This window comes from Leptospira paudalimensis, assembly GCF_026151345.1.
Taxonomy (GTDB): Bacteria; Spirochaetota; Leptospiria; order Leptospirales; family Leptospiraceae; genus Leptospira_A; species Leptospira_A paudalimensis.
Map to the genome: position 1 here is coordinate 2127781 of NZ_JAMQPR010000001.1, position 22323 is coordinate 2150103.

The 22323-nt window shown below is 39.1% G+C and carries 22 protein-coding genes and 1 tRNA gene; 6 read left to right on the forward strand and 17 right to left on the reverse strand.

Annotation, left to right across the window (positions count from 1 at the left end; translation table 11 throughout):
* Position 1: 1 nt before the first annotated feature.
* The 4 genes from ND855_RS09945 to ND855_RS09960 are packed head-to-tail and all read right to left on the reverse strand — an operon-like array spanning position 2 to position 4429.
* Entirely contained in the window at positions 2-649 is a 648-nt protein-coding gene (locus ND855_RS09945) for an O-methyltransferase (RefSeq protein WP_265358205.1), read from the reverse strand.
* Positions 646-1485 carry an MBL fold metallo-hydrolase gene (locus ND855_RS09950; RefSeq protein ID WP_265358206.1) on the reverse strand — a complete coding sequence of 280 codons (840 nt, stop codon included), beginning with the start codon at positions 1483-1485 and terminating at the stop codon, positions 646-648. The genes ND855_RS09945 and ND855_RS09950 overlap by 4 nt, the downstream gene beginning before the upstream one ends.
* Positions 1485-2882: a M16 family metallopeptidase gene (locus ND855_RS09955; protein ID WP_322113568.1), complete on the reverse strand. Its 1398-nt coding sequence runs from the start codon at positions 2880-2882 to the stop codon at positions 1485-1487. Before ND855_RS09955 ends, ND855_RS09950 begins: the two co-directional genes overlap by 1 nt.
* A 2-nt stretch (positions 2883-2884) precedes the next feature.
* Positions 2885-4429, reverse strand: coding sequence for a M16 family metallopeptidase (locus ND855_RS09960; RefSeq protein WP_265358208.1), 1545 nt, complete (start codon positions 4427-4429; stop codon positions 2885-2887).
* 21 nt (positions 4430-4450) lie between these two features.
* Here ND855_RS09960 and ND855_RS09965 point away from each other — a divergent pair, with 21 nt between their 5' ends.
* Complete coding sequence (locus ND855_RS09965) at positions 4451-5128, forward strand: hypothetical protein (RefSeq protein ID WP_265358209.1); 678 nt, start codon at positions 4451-4453, stop codon at positions 5126-5128.
* Positions 5129-5575 (forward strand): lipoprotein, encoded by a 447-nt coding sequence (locus tag ND855_RS09970; RefSeq protein ID WP_265358210.1) that lies wholly within the window; start codon positions 5129-5131, stop codon positions 5573-5575. It begins immediately after the preceding gene.
* Positions 5576-5581: 6 nt separating this feature from the next.
* Here ND855_RS09970 and mpl17 read toward each other — a convergent pair whose 3' ends face one another.
* From mpl17 to ND855_RS10015, 9 genes are all read right to left on the reverse strand, one after another.
* Positions 5582-6010 carry a cell surface protein MPL17 gene (gene mpl17 / locus ND855_RS09975; protein WP_265358211.1) on the reverse strand — a complete coding sequence of 143 codons (429 nt, stop codon included), beginning with the start codon at positions 6008-6010 and terminating at the stop codon, positions 5582-5584.
* 11 nt (positions 6011-6021) lie between these two features.
* A complete protein-coding gene (locus ND855_RS09980; protein ID WP_265359376.1) occupies positions 6022-7179 on the reverse strand; it encodes a DNA methyltransferase in 1158 nt (385 codons plus the stop codon).
* 76 nt (positions 7180-7255) lie between these two features.
* Positions 7256-8212, reverse strand: coding sequence for an RluA family pseudouridine synthase (locus ND855_RS09985; protein ID WP_265358212.1), 957 nt, complete (start codon positions 8210-8212; stop codon positions 7256-7258).
* Positions 8213-9475 carry a PilZ domain-containing protein gene (locus ND855_RS09990; RefSeq protein ID WP_265358213.1) on the reverse strand — a complete coding sequence of 421 codons (1263 nt, stop codon included), beginning with the start codon at positions 9473-9475 and terminating at the stop codon, positions 8213-8215.
* Positions 9476-9477: 2 nt separating this feature from the next.
* Positions 9478-11730, reverse strand: a complete 2253-nt coding sequence (locus ND855_RS09995; protein ID WP_265358214.1) for an alpha-hydroxy-acid oxidizing protein — start codon at positions 11728-11730, stop codon at positions 9478-9480.
* Complete coding sequence (gene mnmA / locus ND855_RS10000) at positions 11727-12869, reverse strand: tRNA 2-thiouridine(34) synthase MnmA (RefSeq protein ID WP_265358215.1); 1143 nt, start codon at positions 12867-12869, stop codon at positions 11727-11729. The genes ND855_RS09995 and mnmA overlap by 4 nt, the downstream gene beginning before the upstream one ends.
* A gap of 1 nt (position 12870) precedes the next feature.
* Positions 12871-13761: a hypothetical protein gene (locus ND855_RS10005; protein ID WP_265358216.1), complete on the reverse strand. Its 891-nt coding sequence runs from the start codon at positions 13759-13761 to the stop codon at positions 12871-12873.
* Complete coding sequence (locus ND855_RS10010) at positions 13725-13952, reverse strand: hypothetical protein (protein WP_012388329.1); 228 nt, start codon at positions 13950-13952, stop codon at positions 13725-13727. The genes ND855_RS10005 and ND855_RS10010 overlap by 37 nt, the downstream gene beginning before the upstream one ends.
* Before the next feature lie 22 nt (positions 13953-13974).
* Positions 13975-15036: a sensor domain-containing diguanylate cyclase gene (locus ND855_RS10015; RefSeq protein ID WP_108958236.1), complete on the reverse strand. Its 1062-nt coding sequence runs from the start codon at positions 15034-15036 to the stop codon at positions 13975-13977.
* 167 nt (positions 15037-15203) lie between these two features.
* Between ND855_RS10015 and ND855_RS10020 the strand changes: the two genes are divergently transcribed.
* Positions 15204-15276: transfer RNA gene (locus tag ND855_RS10020), tRNA-Met, on the forward strand.
* A 6-nt stretch (positions 15277-15282) separates the two neighbouring features.
* Here ND855_RS10020 and proC read toward each other — a convergent pair.
* From proC to ND855_RS10035, 3 genes are read right to left on the reverse strand one after another with little or no spacing between them, the layout of a single operon-like run.
* Positions 15283-16074, reverse strand: coding sequence for a pyrroline-5-carboxylate reductase (gene proC, locus ND855_RS10025; protein ID WP_265358217.1), 792 nt, complete (start codon positions 16072-16074; stop codon positions 15283-15285).
* Positions 16055-16711, reverse strand: a complete 657-nt coding sequence (locus tag ND855_RS10030; protein ID WP_265359377.1) for a YggS family pyridoxal phosphate-dependent enzyme — start codon at positions 16709-16711, stop codon at positions 16055-16057. The genes proC and ND855_RS10030 overlap by 20 nt, the downstream gene beginning before the upstream one ends.
* Before the next feature lie 44 nt (positions 16712-16755).
* Positions 16756-17565 (reverse strand): hypothetical protein, encoded by an 810-nt coding sequence (locus tag ND855_RS10035; RefSeq protein WP_265358218.1) that lies wholly within the window; start codon positions 17563-17565, stop codon positions 16756-16758.
* A gap of 69 nt (positions 17566-17634) precedes the next feature.
* Here ND855_RS10035 and ND855_RS10040 point away from each other — a divergent pair, with 69 nt between their 5' ends.
* Genes ND855_RS10040 through nadE form a run of 3 tightly spaced genes read left to right on the forward strand, consistent with a single transcriptional unit; the run spans position 17635 to position 21592 of the window.
* Positions 17635-18384 carry a flagellar filament outer layer protein FlaA gene (locus tag ND855_RS10040; RefSeq protein ID WP_265358219.1) on the forward strand — a complete coding sequence of 250 codons (750 nt, stop codon included), beginning with the start codon at positions 17635-17637 and terminating at the stop codon, positions 18382-18384.
* Entirely contained in the window at positions 18385-19662 is a 1278-nt protein-coding gene (locus tag ND855_RS10045; RefSeq protein WP_265358220.1) for a 3-deoxy-D-manno-octulosonic acid transferase, read from the forward strand.
* Positions 19649-21592: an NAD(+) synthase gene (gene nadE / locus ND855_RS10050; RefSeq protein WP_265358221.1), complete on the forward strand. Its 1944-nt coding sequence runs from the start codon at positions 19649-19651 to the stop codon at positions 21590-21592. The genes ND855_RS10045 and nadE overlap by 14 nt, the downstream gene beginning before the upstream one ends.
* Here the strand turns inward: nadE and ND855_RS10055 are convergent.
* Positions 21589-22284 carry an LIC_20245 family lipoprotein gene (locus ND855_RS10055; RefSeq protein ID WP_265358222.1) on the reverse strand — a complete coding sequence of 232 codons (696 nt, stop codon included), beginning with the start codon at positions 22282-22284 and terminating at the stop codon, positions 21589-21591. The two genes, nadE and ND855_RS10055, sit on opposite strands and share 4 nt — an antisense overlap.
* Positions 22285-22323 lie beyond the last annotated feature (39 nt).

The following is a 22323-nucleotide window of genomic DNA, read 5'->3' on the forward strand; positions in this document are numbered from 1 at the left end:
TCTACTTCCGAAAAAAGAGTAAACCGTCTCCGACGGGGAACAAGGTATACTCCGAAACTTGGGATTTCACCTCATTCCAAAGTTCCATCACTGCCATATCGGATGGTTTTTTGGGATCTGGATGCAAAACTCGCCCATGCCAGAGAACATTATCAAAAACAAAACTGGCACCCTTTTTTGCCTTCGGCCAAAGGGTTTGGAAGATCTTTGGGTAGGTGATTTTATCACAGTCCACAAAATAAAAATCCGTATCGATCCAAATCGTTTCCTCTTCCAAAGTTTCCAAAACAGAACCTGTCACCCGAGTAACATCCATTTGGTCTTTGATACCCATCTTTTCAGCATACACTTCCAATAATTGGGCTTGTTCTTCATGACGGTCAACCGTGATGATCTTTGAAGATTTTGATCCATATACCATCCAAAGTGTGGAGTAACCAAGGCCAGTCCCTAATTCTAAAATCGTTTTTGGTTTGAGAAAGGAAACCAAATGGGACAAAACCCCACCCGTTGCTGCGGTCACAATTGGTATGTTTTTTTCTTTGGCATAGGATTCCATTTCCGAAAACACTGGACTAGGTTTGCATACAAGATCTGTGTCGATAAAAGGTTCTAAACCTTCGATGAAAATGCTAGGTCTTGGTTTCATGATTTAGGAGGTAAAAATAAAGAGATTCGATCCTTTAAAATGGCCGGGACTTTTTTTCTCAATAGATCGTTTAACTCACGATAACTGTAACGTTTAGAGGGATGGATGAGGACAATTGCTTCATTTTCAAAGGAGGAAGCATGTTCGACTATTTCATCAAAATGGGTATGGCCCCACTCCCTAGCTCGACTCACATCTCGTTTCTCACAATAATAGGTACATTCCATAAAGAGGATTTTACTTTTCCTGACATCTTCGTTGGCCAACACATATTCAATTTTGGAATCCCCTGAAAAGGATACAAGTGGGATTGAAATTTCTTCTGTAGGATCATTGCCGTTTTCTTTTGATTTCCGAATTTCATCTGAATGAAGGGATAAAAATTCTTTCTTTAACTTTCGTTTGGTTTCGTATACAGTATAACCTTGAGATGGAACTCTATGAAAACTTTCTAATGGTTTAAAAAAATATCCAGGTTTTAAATCCACTCTGTCCCCAAAATTCAGACCATAAAGTTCACATTCATAATCAAATTCTTCAATTTCGGAATAAAGTTTTAAGATTTGAGAAAGTTTTGGTTCAAGTGCCTTGGGTACATAAATTTTCGGTATTGGCAGTTTTCGAAGGCTTCTTTGCGAAACATAATATGGGATTCCACAAGAATGGTCTAAATGTGCATGTGTAAGAAGGATTTTACCAATATGAATTTTATCAGGATTGATGTATCCAAAATCAAACATAAAGTCAAGAGATGGACAAATGATGGAAGTGCGGATCCCACCTTCGGAGATCCCTTCAAATTTAATTCCTTTGTATTCAAAACTTGCTGTTAACATCAATCTTCTGGTTGGATGAGAGTAACAGAACCTTTCCAAAAACTCATCAGCGATTTGGGACCAACTATGGTTGTGATCATCTTATCAGATTGGAAATAAAGTTTACCAACTCGTTTTAAATCAGCAAGAGTTACATTTTCTATTTCTTTACGAAAGTTTTGTAAGTAACCTTCTGGCATTTTGTGATCACGCCTTCTCACTTCACTTGATAGAGTTCGTTTATCATCTTCGAATTGGAAGACAAACTGATTGATGATTGCATTCTTTGCACGTAACAATTCATCTTCTGTGAGTGAATTGATCAGTTTTGGTTGGATGAGTTCTTGCATTAGGGATAAAACATCTTTTGCTGATTCAGACTTTGTCATGGCGTAAAATTGGATGGTTCCATAATTTTCCTGAAAATCAGTATTACTACCTGCGGAATAAGCGAGCCCTCGGTTGTTTCGAATTTCTCTCATATAATATGAGTTAAACCCACCACCACCTATGATATAATTCAATACTTGGATCGCATAAAAATCAGGATGGTTGTGTTCTGGTAAAACTCCCATCATGGAAATGAACGTTTGGTTCACGTCTTTTGTTACCAAACGAATTTCTTTCCCTTCTTTTGTTACATTCGCACTTAAAATAGAAGGTGTGATCATTTCTTCTTTCGGTTGGATCGTCTTTGGTAGATTCGAAAAAAATCCATCCCAAGATTTTAGATCAAAATCACCTGTGATGAGTAACCTTCTTTTTGATTCAGCAAGGATCTGCGATTGGAAAGTGAGTAGTTCGTCCAAACTCACTGCATTTATATTTTCTTTTTTCATGGAAGTGCCAGCAATGGTTCCGCGAAACAATGCTTCTTTCGCTTTCCGACTCCCTAATGCCGAAGGGTTATCATTCCTTCGATTGATTTCTTCCGTTAACTTCCCTTTCGTAACCTTTAATAATGTTTCATCCAAATTCGGATTTTGGAAAAATGATTGGATCACTGGTAATACAATCGACTCAGTTTTCTTTAAATAGGAAAGGCTAACGATTGTTTTTTCGTAATCCACTGAAACGGAAAAAGACGCCCCGTAAAATTCCAAGGTTTCTAAAAATTTTTCTTTTGGATATGTTTTGGAACCAGACAATTCCCAAGTATCTTCCAAGATTCTCGCAATTTCGACAGGGCGAGATCCTAAATGTTTTTTTCCATGGTAGATGAAAATATCCGCATACACAATAGGGAACTCAGAATTCTTTAATGAAAATACTTCTACTCCAGAAGGATTTGTGGAAGAAGAAATTCCTGGAACATCGAATTGTAAAGGTTTGATCTGGATATCTTTTACAAATTCTCCCATTTCTCGTGCGAACAAGGGAGAGAGACAAACAATCAGTAAGATTAAGATTCGTTTCATCATTATTTTTTCCTTACATCCTCTAATACACCGATGACAACATTTTCTTTCGTGAGGTATTTGGGAATCAATGATTGGATTTCACTACTAGATGCATTCATAATGGTTTGGTATTGTTTGAACAAACCTGACCAATCTCCATATAACAACTGATAATAACTAAGTAAGTCCGCTATGGTTCCATTTTCATCCAAAGTTTTGATAAAATCCGATACCATTTGGTTTTTGACTTTATCTAATTCCTCTTTTGGAATTCCATTTTCTTTAATGCGGTTCACTTCTTCCCAAATGATGGACTCAATTTTTTCAATGTTTGCCCCTTCATTTGGTTTAATGAAAAATACAAAATAATTTTGGTACCGTTCACCTGGGTAACCATTGGCAGCACCAATGCTAAGTACTAATTTTTCTTCCAAAACCAAACGTTTATAAAGTCGTGATCCAGTTCCAGAAGTTAAGATTGTAGAAAGAACATCAAAACTGGAATTATCTTTGTGAGGATAAGGTGGTTTTAACCAACCCATCATCATTTGACTACCAGATGGATGGTACACCTTAAAACGTTTTTCGCCAGGAAATGATTTTTCCTCTACTTTGTTATTGGGTCTTGGTTTACCAGGTTTTAGATCGGAAAAATATTTTCGGATGATTGATTCCGTTTCTTCCATGTCAAATTGACCCACAATGGAAATCACCATTCTATCTGGCGTATAATGTTTTTTAAAAAATTCCTTAGTATCATCAATTTTTAGGAATGGAAGTCCAGTAGAATAACCAATGACAGGTTTTCGGTAGGGATGGCTTTCAAATGCTAAAGAAAAAAACTTTTCTCGCAAAACACCTGCTCCACTATCATCAGTTCTCATCCTTCTTTCTTCAATGACAACATCACGTTCTGTATAGTATTCACGTAAAATGGGATTTTTTAAACGGTCCGATTCAATTTTTGCCCAAATTTCGATGCGGTTGTTTGGAAGTTGGATTTGGTAATTGGTAACATCTTGTGAAGTGTAGGCATTAAATCCTACTTCTCCATTTTGTTCATAAATATAGGAATCTTCATTTTTGACGATAAACTCATCTTGTAATTGGATGAGATTTTTTAACCTTCGGTTTAAAGTTTCGATTTCAGATTCCAAAGAAGTGGGAACTATCTCCCCTCTTGTTAACAAATCCCTTTTTTGTAATTTTAAATTGTCGAGTTCCGTTCCCCAAACTTCGATTTGTTTTTGGTATTTTTCTTCCTTTTCAAAGTCAGTTGTGCCAACTGACTTTGTTCCTTTGAAAAGCATATGTTCCAATAAGTGCGCGGTCCCTGCTTCCTCTGGTGTTTCATCCACAGCACCCACCAAAAATTTGATATAAAGTGCAACTGTCGGCGAGGTTCCTCGTTTCATCATCACAACCGTCAGTCCATTTTCTAATTGGATGGTTTTGATTTTTTCACGGAATTGGGTCTCGGAAGTTCCAAAAAAAGAATCCTCTGAAAAAAGAGGTAAAAATTGTAGAAGGAAACAAAGGAAAAAGATTCGTAATTTCGACATCATCTACTAGTCTTGAAGTTGGAAATGGTTCGTAAACTTCTAATTTTAAGTCTCTTTTGTTCCTGCCGCCTCTTTACGATCGCCGATCCCAATTATGTGGAACGTGCCTTACAAAACGAATCGGATGAAGGTTTTATCTCGAGGGAATTTTTCCAAATCAAAGTAGAGATTCCCGTCACCTATCGTGAGATAGCAGGAAAAGAAAGAAGAGAAGACTGTAAAAAAAGAGCATTCATAGAAAGAGAAAGCCTAAGTTTGCCATTCCTTCTCAAAATCCAGAGACAGAAACACCAATGGGGAGATGGACTTGATTCTTATGGAAAGTCATTAGAAGGTAAAGATCGGCAAACGAGACTAGTGACAAACGCACCTCAGATGACTACTGCCACAGGGACTGTGACAACCACCTCTACGACTCAAACGGTTGTTCCGCAGAGTACACAAAGTTCAAGCTCAACCAGTAACGCAAATCCAACATCCAATCCAAACCAAAACCTAGACGGAGTTAGGGGGATTCCCCAAAATCAAAAAAAGAACGACAAAGAAAACCTTCACAACTTTGCCTGGTTTTTCGACAGTTTACACTTATACAAAGAAGATTACTCCGACCCTACAAAATGTGCTTTCCTATTCCGAAATATCCAACCTAAATTAATGGAACGTGTGGAAAAAACACCGATCTCTGATTTCAGGATACAATAGATGAACAAACACCTAACAATTGCATTGCTATCAATTTCGATTTCTTTTCTTTTTTTTCAATGCAAATCCAAAGAAGTAAAAGAAACAAATGAACCCAAAGAAACGATAGAAACCAAACCAGAAGAGTCACCACTCGTCATTGAATTTACTAAAGCAAAAGAAGGATTTATATCAGAAAGTTTATTCCAAGTAGCTGTTTCGAGTGTTCTCCCAACAGAAAAAGAAAGGGAAGAAGAAGCTAAGTCAATTGCAGAACAAAAATCGCTCAACCTACTCAAAACATATACCATTCCCAACTTATCTGACAAAGGGAAAAAAGAACTGAGAGAAATCTCGAAAGAAGGAAAAATCGTCAACAAAAACGTTTCAATTGGTGGCAGGTACTTTTTCCTTTATCAAATCCAAAAACCAAACTTAAAACGCCTTGTGACAAAAGATTTAGAATAACTGTGATTAAATGGAAAAGGTTTTTGTAACTTTTGCTGGAATACAAATATTCTTAAGAAAGTTACAATAAAATAGTTTTCCTTCCATTAACAATTTCCCTTTTCCTTCCACTTGGAAGGTTAAGGGTTTTACAAATTCAAAGTATTCTGGTTTTTTTGGGTGTATAGGTCCCGTTAGTTTTAATTCTGCCGCTGTTACTTTAAGTCCTTCCGAACCTGATAAAAATATTCGATGAGGAGCTTCTATTTGAAATCCAAAATCTTTTGGTAAATACAATTCCAATTCATATTTACCTACTGATTTTTCTTTAATGGAAACCTCAATGGGATGTGATTCAATTGGTTCACCAACTTGGACTTCCTTCGACTCATTACATCCAACAAATCCAAAGACTAAAATCGAAACAAACAAGGACGTTACAAATTTCCAGTTCATATCCATTAGACTTATAATACTTTCCTTAGAACGACACAACGGTTCGAATTTGTTCCCTTTTCATTATTGGAAACTTGCCAACAATTGGACAATTTCGTAAAACTTTGGGTATGGACATAGGTTTTGTTCCAAACAAGACCAGTTCCTTCCGCCATTCGAACCACATCTTCATCTAGGTACAGTATCGAATTCCCTTTTTTTACTTCCCCCACTTCCATCACCATATAAGCACCTTTTTTCAATACACGTGCCGATTCTTTCAGTGTAGATCGTATAAATTCATTCCAATCATTGATATTACTAAAAATACTGAGTTTACGGTCTTTTGATTTTTCTAAGTCTAAAAACCAGTGGCGTAACCAATTATCCCCTTCATAGTCAACTTTATCTAAAAATGGTGGAGAGGTAACAATCAAATCCACAGATTCTGATCCAACATTGGGAACAGAATTTGCCGAATTCAAAGAGTACAAATTGTTCTTAGAAAATTCATGATAAAAAGGCGGAATGGGTAAAGCCAAATCACGTTTCATCTTTTGGTAAATTCTAGGTTTGATCGGCCGGTATTCTGGACAAATCCCTTTTTTGGCATTGTTTTTAGCCTGAGCTTCTGGCGGGATTGAGACTTGTGGGAAAGTATACACGGAAAAAAATCCTGTACTATGTCCATGTAACCTAGACAATGCGATGAGGGAAATAAACTTCATTTCCACCGAAACATCGATTGCCATGTATTTTTTAAGATTTTTAATCTCTTTCAAGGTTTTAGGATGGAAAAAAGGTAACAAATTGACATCAAATGGATCTTCTTCCACTTCTTTGTCCAAATCTAATGAGTTTAATTTTTTTTCCAAATCAACTAGTTTCGGAACATACTGTCTCGCACTTGCTAAAAAGATAGAAAGTGGATGGATGTCATTGTGAATCGCTGCATGACCTTCGATATTCGCTTGGATCGCGGTTGTCCCACGTCCACCAAACGGATCATATACGACTCTATTTTTCTTTTTTAGAAATTCCTTCATAAAAAAAGAAGGAAGCTCTGGTTTAAAAGATGCTCTATAACTAACGGTATGATGGATTGGATGTCCTTGTCTTTGTTTTGCTGTCCAAAACTCACCAAAAATAAACTTATCCGAATCTTTAAGTAATCTGCCTGCTCCTGCCATCCTTTGCAAAAGCCTCCTCTTTCTTTCTTAAAAGATCGGAGGAAAGGTAAATCTTGAGTTGGATTTTTATTAAAATCTATGGGACATAGTTTTTCCAATCTGGGAAGTAAATATCCATTTCTGCGATTGGATTTGAATGAACATGTATAACTTGGTTAGTTCTTTCATCCACAAAACGAATGCTATATGCATATAACATTTGCCTTTCAAAAACCAACTCTTCTTTTAAGGCTTCGGTCATACCAAAATTAACAAAATCTAAAAAAATAGTTTCCCTTTTTCCATACATCTTATCCCCCAAGATAGGATACCCCAAATACAATAGACTAGCACGGATTTGGTGGATCCTTCCTGTAATGGGTCTCACAAGGACCAAACTCATGTCCCTGTCTTTGTTATATAAAATGGGAAAAAAATGAGTTTGAGATGTTTTTGAACCAAAAAATTCATCAGGTGAATAAATCATTTTTTTTCGAATAGCAGAATGAATGTCTTTTCCAATATAGCCATCTAACTTTTGTTCCGTTAATAGATTTCCCGAAACGATTGCAAAGTATTCTTTATATACTTCCCTATTTTCAAATTTTTTCTGGAGCCACATCCTACTCTCTTCTGATTTTGCAAAAATGACAATCCCGGATGTCTCGCGGTCGAGACGGTGGACAGGGATGATTTTAGGGTATTTGGTTTCTAAAAAACTGAGTAAAGTTTTGGTCCGATAACGACCGGCTGGGTGCATCGGAAGATTGCCAGGTTTTTCCACAAAGAGAAACTCATCTGTTTCTTTCAAAATGGAATAATTTTCATCCACTTCTGGTTCAAGAATCCTTCCTGGAATTGGTTGGTATTCCAAGACATCACCATTTAACAATTGCTTGTTGGCAGTTACAATATCACCTTGCACTTTAATACGATTTTCTGCGATTAAAAATTCCCATTCTTCTTTACTGTGGTAAGGGAATTTTTGTGCGAGATAGGAGATCACCGTTTTCCCAACATAGGGAGGACGAATGACAGACTGATACGAAGTCATTTATGTGGGATCTTCTGGATTCTCTGTAAAGTTGTCATCCATATGGTTGGCAAATGGATCTCCTTCTGATCCTTCTTCCAATACTGTTTGTGAACTTTCACCTTCAGAAGTAGTTGAAGTGGAATCTAAATTCTCTTCAATTTGTTCCCTTTCGCTTCCATCAGAATTTGGATTTTCTTGTGTTCCTTGTTCTTCAGGATTCGGAACTTCTTCTTTTCCAACATTCAAAAAATCTTCGAGAATCTCTGTATCTTTTTCTGTTAGGTTGTAGAACTGGCATCCTACCCGAAAGTTTGTTTCCTGGTTTCTGATGTTTTTAATGATACCACGAATGGTTACTTTTTTACCAGCTTCCAAGTTCAAATCAAAAAGGATGGTGCCATTTAACGTTACAGACCTAGAAAAAGAACGGGAAGGCGCATGGATAAAACTAATCCCTCCCATACTTAAGTCCATCACTTGGCAAACATCTCTAGATTCTTGGAACACACCGGTGTTAATGATATCTCGACTCACTGCATTTGCAAAAGTTTGGATTTGTTTGTACACTTCAGAATCAAGTGGTTTTTCCGATAAAACCTGAACATACCCTAGGTGAACATATCCTTTGTATTTAATGGGAACACAAATCTCAGAAGTATAATTATCAGGGATCTTGGAATTTTCGAAAATCCGTAGGTATTCATCAAAAGGGAAAAAAGCGGGTGATGCTGTTGATTTTTCTTTTCGGTCTACAATGAAGATATCTTTGTCATAATGGTGCATCAAACGAAGACGGTTATCCATCCTTCCTGCAAAAAAAATGGAAGATAGTGGGAAAGCTTTTGCCAGTTTCGTTCGGTATGCAAGTAAAATGGCATCGACTTTTTTATCATCAAAACCAATGGCTTTGGATACATCGTTAACATTGATTATGTTGGTCACAACCATGCCAGTTTGGATTTGGCTTACCTCGACCCTTGTTCCTTGTCTAGAAGCAGTAGTGATTTGAATCTTAACAGGCGTTAGGATTTCGATACCATTACCATCTCCACCTGCTAGGTTAAAATGTGCTAAAAATTTGCTTCCATTATGTACAACAGTAAGAACACGTTCCCGCGTTGGGAACTTTAGATTGGTGTTGATGATGAGTGCTTTGTTTTTGAGTGCAATGATTTTGACTGGAAATTCTTTTTCTGAGTTTACGATATAAGCTGGCAATTTTCCAAATAAAGCAGTAATTACCTTCAAAATACCTTCAGGGTCTTTGATTTCTTTATCCATACTCAACCGTGTAGTTTATGAAGCAACATTGAGCGCTTAATGTCCACTAAAGTTTTTGCGCCAGTCACACTCATTGCCTGTTTTAGTTCTTCCGAATATTTTTGTAAAAGAAATCGTATCCCCGCATCTTCCCCACCAACAAGTGAAATGGCAACTGGCCTCCCTACAAGGACAGAGGATGCCCCAAGAGCTAACATTTTGAACACATCCATACCGGAACGAATTCCCCCATCTACAAGGACTGGGATTTTTCCATTAACGGCTTCCGCAATTTTAGGTAACACCCTGGCAGTTCCAGGCATTCCATCCAAAACTCGACCACCATGATTCGATACAACAATTGCTGAGAATCCACCTTCCACTGCTAATTTTGCATCTTCTTCATTCATGATCCCTTTTAAGATAAAAGGAAGTTTCGTTTTTTCTCGGAGTTTCATGAGTTTCTCGAGAGGTCTTGTGACACTCGATAAATTCTTCTGAACCATGGTTTTAAAATTCACAGCATCGATGTCCATCCCGATGGCGAACACTCCGTCCGATTCCGCTTGTAAAAATCGTTCGAGGAGCAAGAATTCATCTTCCCTTGGTTTACAAATGAGAATTCCTTTTCCAGAAACTTTTTTAAGTGCCTCTAACATGATTTTGTATTTTTCTGGAGAAGCACCATCACCAAGCCAAGCGAGGCTTCCATTTTGTGCAAAGGACCGAACAACAGTTAAGGCATAATCTGCATCGGTCATCACAAAATTCATATTGGTTCCCACACCAGTCATCGGTGCGGCCATAATCGGAGTTTTTAAATCAAAACCTAAAAATTTGGAATGAATGTCTGGACTTACATGATCGCGAATGTAACCAGGTAGGATTTTAAATTCAGAAAGAGCTTCATGATTATCCTGAAATGTTTCCATAAGGCCAACACCACCCATTCCAGGTATCCCAGATGCACAATTTTTCCCATCACAAACCTTACAGACCCAACATATATCCTTTCCAAATCGAATCCGAGCTTGGTCTCCCATTTCTTTTTCGGTGATCGAAAATTGTTCATCTACCTCAAAAACAATGGTTTGTTTTACATTTTCAAAAACGAGTTCTGCTTCTTTTAAACTATCAGAAACAATGATCACGTGACCCGACTTATCAATGTTATTTGTCGGTTCTTTAATAATATCTCCAGGTTTGGATTGCAAAAAAACTTCGGATACACCTTCAATTTTTTTGATTTCTTCTACACCACGTATGGAAATCAGTTTTCCTGGTTTGGAAAGCAAGGATCTTTCAATGGACACTCGATTGACAACTGGCTCTAAATTGTCTGGTGTTTCTCCAAGTGAGATGAGAAGTGCGGCCCGATTTAGATTCACCCCTGTTGATAAAGGATAGGTGAATGCTGACATAAAACCACCAGAAAGCCTAGCGGCAATCTCTCCAATTTTTACACCTTGTTTTGTGACTTTTATATCACCTTTCCCAGCGCCCAAGTGGATTCCAAGTGCTCTCATCCCGCCTGCCATCACTCGTTCCACTTCATCCAATACATCTTTTGGCATCGCCGAAGGCATGTTATGCCCTACTTCGATAAAATATGGTTCTCTTTCAATGATACGATCGGCAATCCCTGTCATATGGATTTGGCCTTGGAATGCTAAAGCATCAACTGAGAGTTCAGGTCCTTCCATGTATTCTTCTAAAATCAATTCACCTGTGGGGCAAAACCGTTTTGCATGACGGAAGGCAACTTGTAAGTCGTCACGGTTTGTGACCTTAATCACACCACGAGCTCCCATATTATCAGCTGGTTTCATGACAAGAGGAAAGGTTAATTCATCTAACGCATCTTTTGCGTCCTGCATCGACCACACAGGTGCAAAACGAGGGATGGGAAGCCCAAATTCTTTTAGGCGTTTTCGCATCTTCACTTTATTGGATGCAGCTTCTGCATCAACAAATCGAATGCCAGGGAGTTGTAAAGCAGAGGCAACAGCGGCCACTGTCATACTTGCATCTGTACCTGCTGTGATCACACCATGGATAGTCGTTTTTTGGGAAAATTTCTTAGCCTCACGTACCATACCCTCCACATCCTTTGTGGACATGAGAATAGTTTCGTCAGCAATTTGGAATCCAATCGAAGTGGGATTCATATCAGCAACAACTGTATGCAAACGCATTGTTTTTGCTGTTTGGATGATGGGAACCTGTAACAACCCTCCTCCGATAATGAGGATTGTTTTTCCTTCAACTGATTTCAAATGGGAACACTCTCCCTAGAAACTTCAATGTTTGATTTCACTTTACGTGTGATGGAACCTTTTTGGATGATTCCACCGGCATATAGATAATCTCCGTTTGTTGGATAAAACGTAGCGGACTGACCAGGTGTTACACTTTTTACATCTTCTAAAAATTCAACTTTCCAAGTATCACCAAGTGAAGTCACCTTACAATGAACAGGTGCACTTCTATACCGAATTTGTACCTTCATCTCAAGAGATTGTCCTGGAGACAGAGGTTCTAATGCTTGGTAGGTGATTTCTTCTAAAACAAAAGATTCAGAAACAGTTTCTTCTTCCTCTCCTAATATAACAGTTCCATCATCTTCAATGGAAAGAACATAGAGTGGATTTTTCCAAGCGATCCCAAGGCCTTTTCTTTGGCCAATGGTGAAACCTTCCTTTCCTTGGTGTTTGCCAATGATTTGGCCAGAAGCTAATTTAAAAAATCCTGGGGTAAACTGAATTCCCTTTTTTTTAAGGAAAGACCTATAATCGTTTTCTGGGATAAAACAAATTTCTTGTGACTCTGGTTTTTCGGCAACGGGCAGCCCCATACGTTTGGCGATTTCTCGGACTTGTGCCTTGTCCATCTCACCTAAAGGGAAAACTGTATTTTTGATATTTTCTTGGGACAAACCGTACAGGTAGTACGTTTGGTTTTTTTTCATATCAACTGCATTCCGAATGGCATACCTACCATCCACTTCAATCACTCGTGCATAATGGCCAGTGGCGATTTTATCAATTCCTAATTTTTTGGCTTGTTCAAACAAAGCACCAAACTTCACAAAGGTGTTACACTCTACACAAGGATTTGGTGTTCGTCCATCTTTATAATCGCTGATAAAACGATCGATCACTCGTTCTCCAAATACCTTTTCCATTTTGATGACGTAAAACGGAATGTTTAAAGAAAGACCTACATCACGGGCATCCCGAATGTCTTCTGGGGAACAACAGGATTTTTTAGTGGTATCACAAGCAGGTGCTTCGTATTCCCAAGTCCTAAGATTGACACCAATGACATCGTAACCTTCTTCCATGAGAAGGCCTGCTGCAACAGCACTGTCTACGCCACCACTCATCGCCACTATGATTTTTTCTTTTTCTTTCACCTTAGTTCTCTTGGTGGATGATCCCAATACGGTTCCGAGAAAAATCCCAAAACAGAGGACGAGTCCTCAAAATACCAAGCCCAATCACCCAACCCTCTTCCTTATCCTTGTCCCCTGATAAATGGAAATTCTCAAGTGAAATTCCTGTGAGAAACTCTACGTTCTGGTAATCTTCCCGAAATCCTGATTTGGCAATGAGAGTCAGTGGTTCCATGGACCTCCAGTGGTTCATGATGAGAATGGAATTCCCTGGCCGAAAGACCCTCCTTTCCCCTAAAAACTCATCGTCCCCTCCTTTTGGTAAGAGACTAAGAGAAGCACCTGTATCGATGTGGGCAAAGGATTGGAAGGATTTTGGGTATTCAAAGGATACAAATGTATGTTCTCCTTTCTGTTTGGTCACAAGGATTTTCAATTGGGTGCCGAGGTATGCATCAGGGTGGACACAAAAAGGTGAATTTTCCGAAAACCAATACAATTCCCTTTGGTCCCAAAAGATACAAGTCCCTCGGAAAAAATCAAGGCCCACAAGTCCTTGGATACCTTTGGGTAAAATCCCCTCTCCCCTTCGGATCGTCACAACTTGTCCACCAATTTGGAATTCTTTGGAAATGGCAGAATCTGATCCTTCATAAAAACTGATATTAGAACCTGTATCCCATAAAAAAGAAAAGGTTTCATTCCCTGATTGGAACCCAAGGAGTAAAAGGGAAATCCCAGTATCTAACACTTGTATTTTGGTATGCGGAGGAAGGCTTCGAGGAAAACGAAAAGGAGAAGGAATCGTTTCTGATGTTTTGAATTCTTTTTTTGTGGGGGTTGGCAGACACACCCACAAACAGATGCTAAGAGAGACTAAACCAATTTTTTGATACAACGAGAATGTGGGCATCTGGAATAATCTACCGTACAATCTCTATATTCAATCCCTGTGTTTGCATCTTTTGTTTTGTATTCAATGAAACAAGAGTAAGGTTGGAAATTGAAGGAAGACAACCCGAGGGCACGGTTACGGATGGATTCGTACACATCTGAAGGAACAGAAGGAGAAAGGTCTTTGAGTAGGTATGCAGGTTCTGCCATACTCTACCCATCGGCTATTTTCCTAATCTTTATAACAAATTGTGCGGTTTCGACCAGAATGTTTAGCTTGGTACAGGGCTTTGTCCGCACGTTCAATGAGGTCTTTATTGTTTCTGTCAGTCGCACGAAAACTAGAAACTCCAACGGAAAGTGTGACTTTTAAGTCAGAACCATCATTTGGATTTTTGACCACCATCTCTTCCACTGCTTTACGGATCTCTTCGCCTTTGGCAATCGCTTCCTCTTCTGTGGCACCAGGCATCACAAGGCAAAACTCTTCCCCGCCATACCGCGCAGGGATATGGTGGCGCTGTGCCTTCCCAATGAGTTGTTTTGCCACTTCGATGAGGACAACATCCCCGGCTTGGTGGCCATAGGTATCATTGAACGTTTTGAATTTGTCCACATCGGTAAATAAAAGCGATAATTTGGTACCTTTTTTACGGCAACGTTCCATTTCTTCTTTGAGTTTGGTTTGGAAGTAGTGATGGATTTTTAAACCCGTCATCATATCCACTGTGGCAAGTTCATAGAGTCTTGCATTGTCCACGGCAATCCCTGCAAGGTTGGCAAGTGTTGTCATAAATTCTTTTTCATCTTCCAAAAATTCTTCGGAAGTCATCTTGTCCCCAAGGACAAGTAATCCATTGACCTTACCTTTTGCATTGAGAGGGACAAGGATTTCTGCTCCCATTTTGCGAAGGTACACGATATCAGGAATTTTGTTTAGGACTTCCATTTGTAGGATTTGGTCCATTGTGATGGCCTTCGGTTTTTCTTCAAAATAATGGATGAGTGGGCTATCGATTTTGATTTCGTAGTTTTGTTCGTCTGGGCTTAACTCAAATCCTTTGATGGATTGGGGTTCTAATTTAAAAATTCCTAGGTCAATTTCTGGCTCAAGGTACATGGCAGCATGCAGGGTCTGCAACTGCGCCAAACAGATGTTAAGAATTGCATCAATTAAATACTTATAGTCTAACGTGGAATTTAATGCACGGGAGATTTCCAGTAGTTGTTTTTGGTCGTAGATTTTTTTTTCGTAATGCTCAAAAACGATATCAGTGTTTTCTTTAAAAGACAAAACGCACCGCCAGAATTCTATATAAGATAGGAATCATTCGTTCTATTTGACACCTGTAAAGTAAGATTTATGCGGAAATCGATAAATTTCAGTCGGGTAGTAAAAAGGAAAGTTTCTGTATTCATTTTGTTGACAATAAACGAATCTTAAAAATAATGGTCGTATACCGCGCGGTGGAGCAGCTGGTAGCTCGTTGGGCTCATAACCCAAAGGCCACAGGTTCGAATCCTGTCCGCGCAACCGTTATTATCCCTTTCCCAATTCTTTACTTCTCTCTGTTGCTCTCCGAACAGCATCCCGAACTGCGGTAGAAAAACCGCCTCGTTCCAAAGCATCCAGTCCATGAATGGTAGTCCCACCAGGGGAAGTCACCCAATTGCGCACTTCCATTGGATGGAGGGTGTGGTCTTTGGAACGTAACTCACGGAAATACACAAGAGTTCCTTCCATTGTCTCCATCGCAAGACCTAAGGATTCCTCATAACTTAGCCCTTCTTGTAACCCTGCTTCAGCCATCGCTTGTAAAAACGTGAGCACATAGGCAGGACCAGACCCTGACAATCCAGTGACCGCATCCATCAGGGATTCCTTACCAATACGGATTGTTTCCCCCATCCCATAAAAAAGTCGTTCGGTATGGGACACAGCTTCGTCCTCACAATAATACCCCATCGCACCTCGATTGGACACGAGTGGTAAATTCGGCATCACTCTTACGCAGGTGGATCCCATTGGAGCGGCATTCACCAACTGTCCATAGGAAATACCAGCTGCAATGGAAACAAAAATCGCCGGTTTCGTAAATTCTCCAAGGACAGGTTCCACAAGATTTGGTTTCACTGCGATCACAAACAAACCAGCTTCCTTTTCTAATGCATCCAAGGTAGAAACCAAACTAACACCTTCGATAGGAGATTGTTTTAGGTTGGGATCAAACGCGAAAAGTTTTGTACCTTGGGCCACAAGTGCTTTGGCAATGGCCCCTCCCATTTTCCCAAGTCCAACCATCCCAACTGTTTTAAACGGAGTGTATGCCATAATCCCTTTCTCCAAATATTTTTGATCCAATCCGAACAAAGTTTGATCCAAGTTCCACTGCTAACACATAATCCCCACTCATACCCATCGAAAGTTTTTGTTCTGGAAAATGTTCTTCACGGAACTGAGCCAATTTTGTAAAAACCTCTTTTGTTTGAATGGGATCTCCCGAAGAAGGTCCCATTCCCATAAACCCTTCCCAAATACAATACTCGTTCTGGTATTTGTTTAACTCATCTTTGTTTGTTAGAATCGTTTCTAAACTAAAACCATGTTTGCTATGTTCATTCGTCAGGTTTGTTTGTAAAAAATAACGTATTTTCTTTTTTTCTTTTTCAGCTCGTTTTAAAAGTTCACCAAGGCTAGAAAAAGATCCCACACCATGTGTATAAGAAAAAATACCAAATAACTTACGTAAGGTTCCAGATTGGACCGGTCCAATGTGATGGACATGTACACTTGATTCTGACTCTGGAAATTCCTCTCTCAATCGAGTGAACTTATCAATGGCTTCTGGGATGTAATTTTCTCCAAATTCTCGAATCCCTTGGAGGTAAGCTTCCTTCACCACTTCATAGGGTTTGGTTTTGGAAACTGCGATGAGAGTTGGAGGATTCCCTTTGGAAAGGGAATTCATTTCGTTTTGGATGGACTGGTAAACTGAGATGTAATCTGACACGATTACTTAGCTAAAGCTTTTTCTAAGGAATCGATTCTACGTTCAATCTCCAAAAATCGTTTTTCATTTCGATCATTGGAAGAGTTTAGTTTTTGTTCCACTTCTTTCATCCGCACTTCTAAGGAAGACGAATTCCCAGATTGTTTGGATGATGTCTTTTTACTCACACTCGTTTCTTTGTAAGTTGTGGATTGTGATTTATGACTGAGTTTGGAATTTGTTTTTTTACGTTTCGACTTTGGACTAACAGTGGAAGTTTCTTTGACAAGTTTTCCTTGTTTTGATTTTTCAACCGTTGTTTTAGGTTCCGAACTCAACTCTTCTTTGTTTTTGGAAGTGACTTGTGTTGTTTCATCCAAAGATTGTTTTTTCACAACTTCCTTTGTTTTTGGCTTTGGTGATTCTTTGGTTTCTTTGGGAGAAATTTGTTCTTCGACTTGGTCTAGTTTTTCTTGTAACCGAGAACCACTGTCTTTTGTTTCTCTTGTTTTGGCACCGTTTGCAACAGAGACTGACCTAGGCCTTTCCGAATCTGGTTCCATATCTTCCAAACTAGGAAGGTCAGGGAGTTTCGACCGGTCTTCACTCGTTTCTCTCGCATTCGACTCGTCCATAAGATCCTTCGGAGGAGTCATGGAATCGGGTGCTTTGGAGATTTCTCGGTCCACCATCTCAACTTCTTTGTTTTTTCCGATGGTTTGGAGCTTTTGGTAAATTTCATTCCTATAGATAAATGCGAAAATGAACGATGAAAGAAGTAGGACCACTAGAATGGCAGTTGTGAGTATTTTCAAATTGTCGCGGCGGCCCATGACGTGCGGATTCCTTTCCTTTGATACGGATAGAGTACACGTTTTTGCGCTTTCGAAAAGTGAGAAATCATGCAGATCATAAAAAAAATCACATTCTTTCTAGGTTTCTTACTGAGTTTTGTCAGTCTTCTGTCTCTTCCGAGACCCCATGACCCAGACGAACTTGGCCGCGTCCAGATTTTAAAATCAGCTTTGGCAATGGACACTCATTACCTACTCTACCTTGTCGAAGACTTTGAAGGTGAAAGGCCATGGGATTTTTACCGTGTGGATTCCTTTTTGGCTGAAACACAATTTGCCGCCTCCGTTGCCAAATCAGATGCGTTTTTAGAAGAAACAAAATTACTAAAAGAATCAGGTTATCCCAACTTACAAAACCAAACCAGTTTCCTATTACAAAGTTATGTAGAAAACCCAAGACTTGATCATTGGGAAATCAGACCCAAAGAACCAGTCCTACTCCCATTAGGGATGCCCATCCAAGGGATCCTTTGGGTGTATTCAGAAGGTCATCATATCAATTTGAGTATGGGCCTTTCACAAAAAAAATCAAAGGATTTGTATTTTGATTTGGGAACTCTCAATTTTGTAGGTTGGCGAAGGCTTGAATTTAAAATCACTTTGCCAAAAGAAAATACGAGGCTCATCCAATCGATGTCGTTTCCTATCTCGTTTGCTTCTTTCCGATTAAAAAGTTTGGCTTCTCAAAAAAAAGGTGAGTTCCATTTGTATTTTGATAATCTTTGTTTTGTGATTGATAAACGTACTTTTAGTTATCCAGGTTCGGAAGTGAATGATACTTGGGGTAACAAACGCTAAATGGTTTATTTTTTTTACAACATTCTATTATTCAAAATTTGGATCTTATTAAAATTCGTTTCCCTCTTCTCAAAAAAAATCCGAACTGAGATTTCCAAACGGAAACGTTCTTTGGAAACTTTGTACAAAAATCAACCCAATGGTAAAACTGTAATTTGGTTTCATTCAGCAAGTGTAGGTGAACTTGACCAAGCAAAAGCATTAGCAGAAACCATACGCCGGCATCGGCCTGATGTGTTTATCATCCAATCCGTGTTTTCCTCTTCCGTAAAAGAATCTGCTTTTACGGACCCATTGGCAAACTGTTACTTTTATTTGCCTTTTGATTTACCGTTTGCTTATGACAAAATCTTCAAACAATTTCGACCGAAATTTTTATTCATCATGGCTTGGGATACATGGCCCAATCTTTTAAAAAAAGCAAACCTGTTTGGAACAAAATCCTACCTTTGTTGTGCAAGCCTATCATCCCAGTCTTCCAGGAAAAATCCTTTGGTTCGCCTTCTCACCAAATCTTCCTTCCAATACCTCTCTGGAATTTATCCAAGCCACCAATTGATGGCAAAAGAATTTGAAGGTTTGGTCTCATCAAATTCTGACTTTTTAGTTTTAGGAGACACTAGGTTTGAATCGGTTTGGAATAAATTGGAAACAAAATCTCCAAATCCAATGTTTACAAACTTTGTGCAAAAACAAAAAGAGTATCTTATCACAAATAAACCAGTGATCCTTGGTTCCACATATCCAATCTGTGAGTCATATTTTTTAAACTATTTAGAAACACATAAAGACAATCATTCCTATTGGATATTCCCACACCAATGGGAATCCAAACGGATGTTAGAATGGAAAGCTAAACTGCAACGTTATGGGTCAGTCACCATTTTTTCTGAATTAAAAGAAAATGAACCACTTCCTAAATTTTTACTTTTTGATCTTTTGGGGATACTTGCGTTTGCGTATCGATATGCAAGTTTTGCTTACGTTGGTGGAGGATTTCACAACCGAATCCACAATACCATTGAACCTGCTGCCTTGGGCCTTCCCATCATCACAGGGCCAAGGATCCAAAACGCACCAGAAGCACTCGTTATGCAAGAATTAGGTGGTCTTTTCAAAACGGTTTCAGATGCAGATTTTGGTTCCCATTTTTATGAACTGACAAAAAACAGCGTACTTAGGGAAAAGATGGGAAGTATCAATCGAAACTTTGTTGTAGAAAATAGAGGTGCATCGGAAAAGATTTATAACCGAGTTTTTCCGTATGACAAAATCTAAAATTGCCGCTGTTTCACTCAATACAACCCCACTTGATTTTTTAGGCAATTTTGAAAGTATCGTTTCTGCCATCCAAAACAAAGAATCAGAAGATGCCGATCTCATCCTGTTTCCAGAACTTTGTATTTCAGGTTATGGTTGTGAAGATGCGTTTTACCGCCCAAGTCTTTGGGAAAAATCAATTGATGTTGTAAATAAAATCAAAACCATTTCGCCGAGACAAGTGGTAGTGGTGGGCCTTCCTGTTTTTGTAGATTCCTTTTTATACAATTGTATGGCAGTTTTGTACGATGGCAAAATCCAGGCCCTTGTACCAAAATTCAATTTAGCAAATACAGGCGTACACTATGAACGACGTTGGTTCCACTCACCTCAATCTTTTACAAACAAACAAATAACAATTGGGAATGCAGAAATACCGTTTGGTCATTTTTTGTTTTCCATGAAAAACTTCACGTTCGCGATTGAAATTTGTGAAGACAGTTGGTCAACACTCAAACCATCTATGTTTTATAATTTATCTGGTGTAGATGTCATCCTTTCACCAGGTGCTTCCCATTTTGCGATGGGTAAACAAAATACGCGTAGGCAAATTTTTAAAGAAACAAGCCGTAACCAAAACAATTTACAAGTATTTACCAACCTCTGTGGAAATGAATCGGGAAGGATCATCTTTGAAGGGGGGACATTCTTTTCCTCTTGTGGTTCCCTCTTAAAAGAAGGACCGAGATTACACTTCACTCCTGTTGCCATCACAAGTGTTTCTTTCGACCCGAATGATATCAAAGCATCCAAGGCGAGGAATTTACGAGAACCAAGTCCCAATCCCAATGGAGACGAACTCACCACAATCATCTTAAAACCAAATGGACAACTTGAAAAAGAATCCCGGGTGAACTTCCAAATTTTAGACAAACGTGGGGAAGAGAAGTTAGCGGATCTGGTTTCGACAGAATCCTTAAGCCCGTTTGAAGAATTCACAAAAGCAGTTTGCCTTGGGTTATTTGATTATTTGCGAAAATCCAAAACAAAAGGGTATACCCTCTCCCTTTCTGGCGGAGCTGATAGTGCAACCTGTGCCTTACTTGTCTCCACGATGGTATCGATTGCCAAAGTAGAAAATGGTGAATCCATTTTCACCAAACTTGGATTAGTAGAAAAAAATCTCCTAGTTACTTTGTACCAAAAAACAAAAAATAATTCACCCATCACAGAAGAAATCGCAAAAACCTTAAGTGCAGAATTGGGATGTGAATACCATTCCATATCCATTGATGAAATGGTTTCCAGTTCCGTTTCCATCATCGAATCGGTAAAAGGAACCAAACTGAATTGGAGCGAACATGACTTAGCCTTACAAAACATCCAAGCAAGGGTTCGTTCTCCTCTCATTTGGTTACTTGCAAACTTAAATGGACATCTCCTTCTCTCCACAGGAAATAGAAGTGAAGCTGCTGTTGGTTACACAACAATGGATGGAGATTCTTCAGGTTCCATTGCCCCACTTGCAGGTGTAAGTAAGGAATTTTTACTCGATTGGTTAGATGATATCCAAAAGGGAAACAATCGATACATCACTCCGAAACATTCCATTCAGATGTTACGCAATACAAAACCAACAGCGGAACTGAAACCTCTCGCCGAACACCAGGAAGATGAAAAAGATCTCATGCCTTATCCCATCCTCAATTCCATTGAACGACAATTGGTGTATTTGGGAATGGACGAATCCAATGTTTGGGAAGGTTTAAAGAGAGAATTCCCTTGGGAACGAGATAACAATTTATTCGGTTATGTCCAAAAATTCAAAAAACTATTTGGGATTTCGCAATGGAAAAGAGAAAGGTTACCTCCCTCTTTCCATTTGGATGAGTATGGACTAGATCCTAAATCCAGTTACCGGTATCCAATCCTTTCAAACGAAACTTAATTAGGTGGTGGAAGTCCTGCTTTTGCATAAGCACTCGCTGCTTCTTTTTCGATTTGTTCGTTTTGGAATTGGATGTTTTTTAAGATTTCTTGGAACTTTTTGTCCATTTCAGGATCATCCCCACCTTGTGATTCGATGAGATAATTAATGATTTCAAGTCGATCCTTTCCTTGTTTTCGAACATGACTGTAATACGTTGTTAAATCAGAAGCATTGGCATTGCCACCAAACACAGAGTTTGTGGCTCGAGTGAGTTTTTGATTGAACTCGGATTGTTTTTTCTTTTCTTCTGCAGTCATTCGTTTTGGAATGAGGTCATTGTCTGGAAATTGTTCTCTTAATTCCTCAAAGGCTTGCATTGCCTCGGGAGGGTAAGGTTTTCCTGTTTGTGGGTTAATCGGAATTTCACCTGATTCCCCCGCCGCAATGTTAGGGTCGTCTTCATACCGCATCCCACCTGCATTGTAATAGTCGGAATCGAAGATGGAACCTGCTTCTTCCCCACGAACCCCGAGTCGGTTTGTGCCTTTGGGGTTGTTCGAACCACCACCAAATAAAGCTAGGGCCTGCGAACTTCTTTCTTTTTTACGACGGATCTCATCTTCATCCTCACCACCGAGCATAAGGAGGATGAGAAAAAAAAGCCCAATGAGGGAAATGGAGACAAACAGTAATTTTTTTTGGATTCCCATAGATTGAATTCCTGAAAACTTGGAAGGGAAACGAGAAAT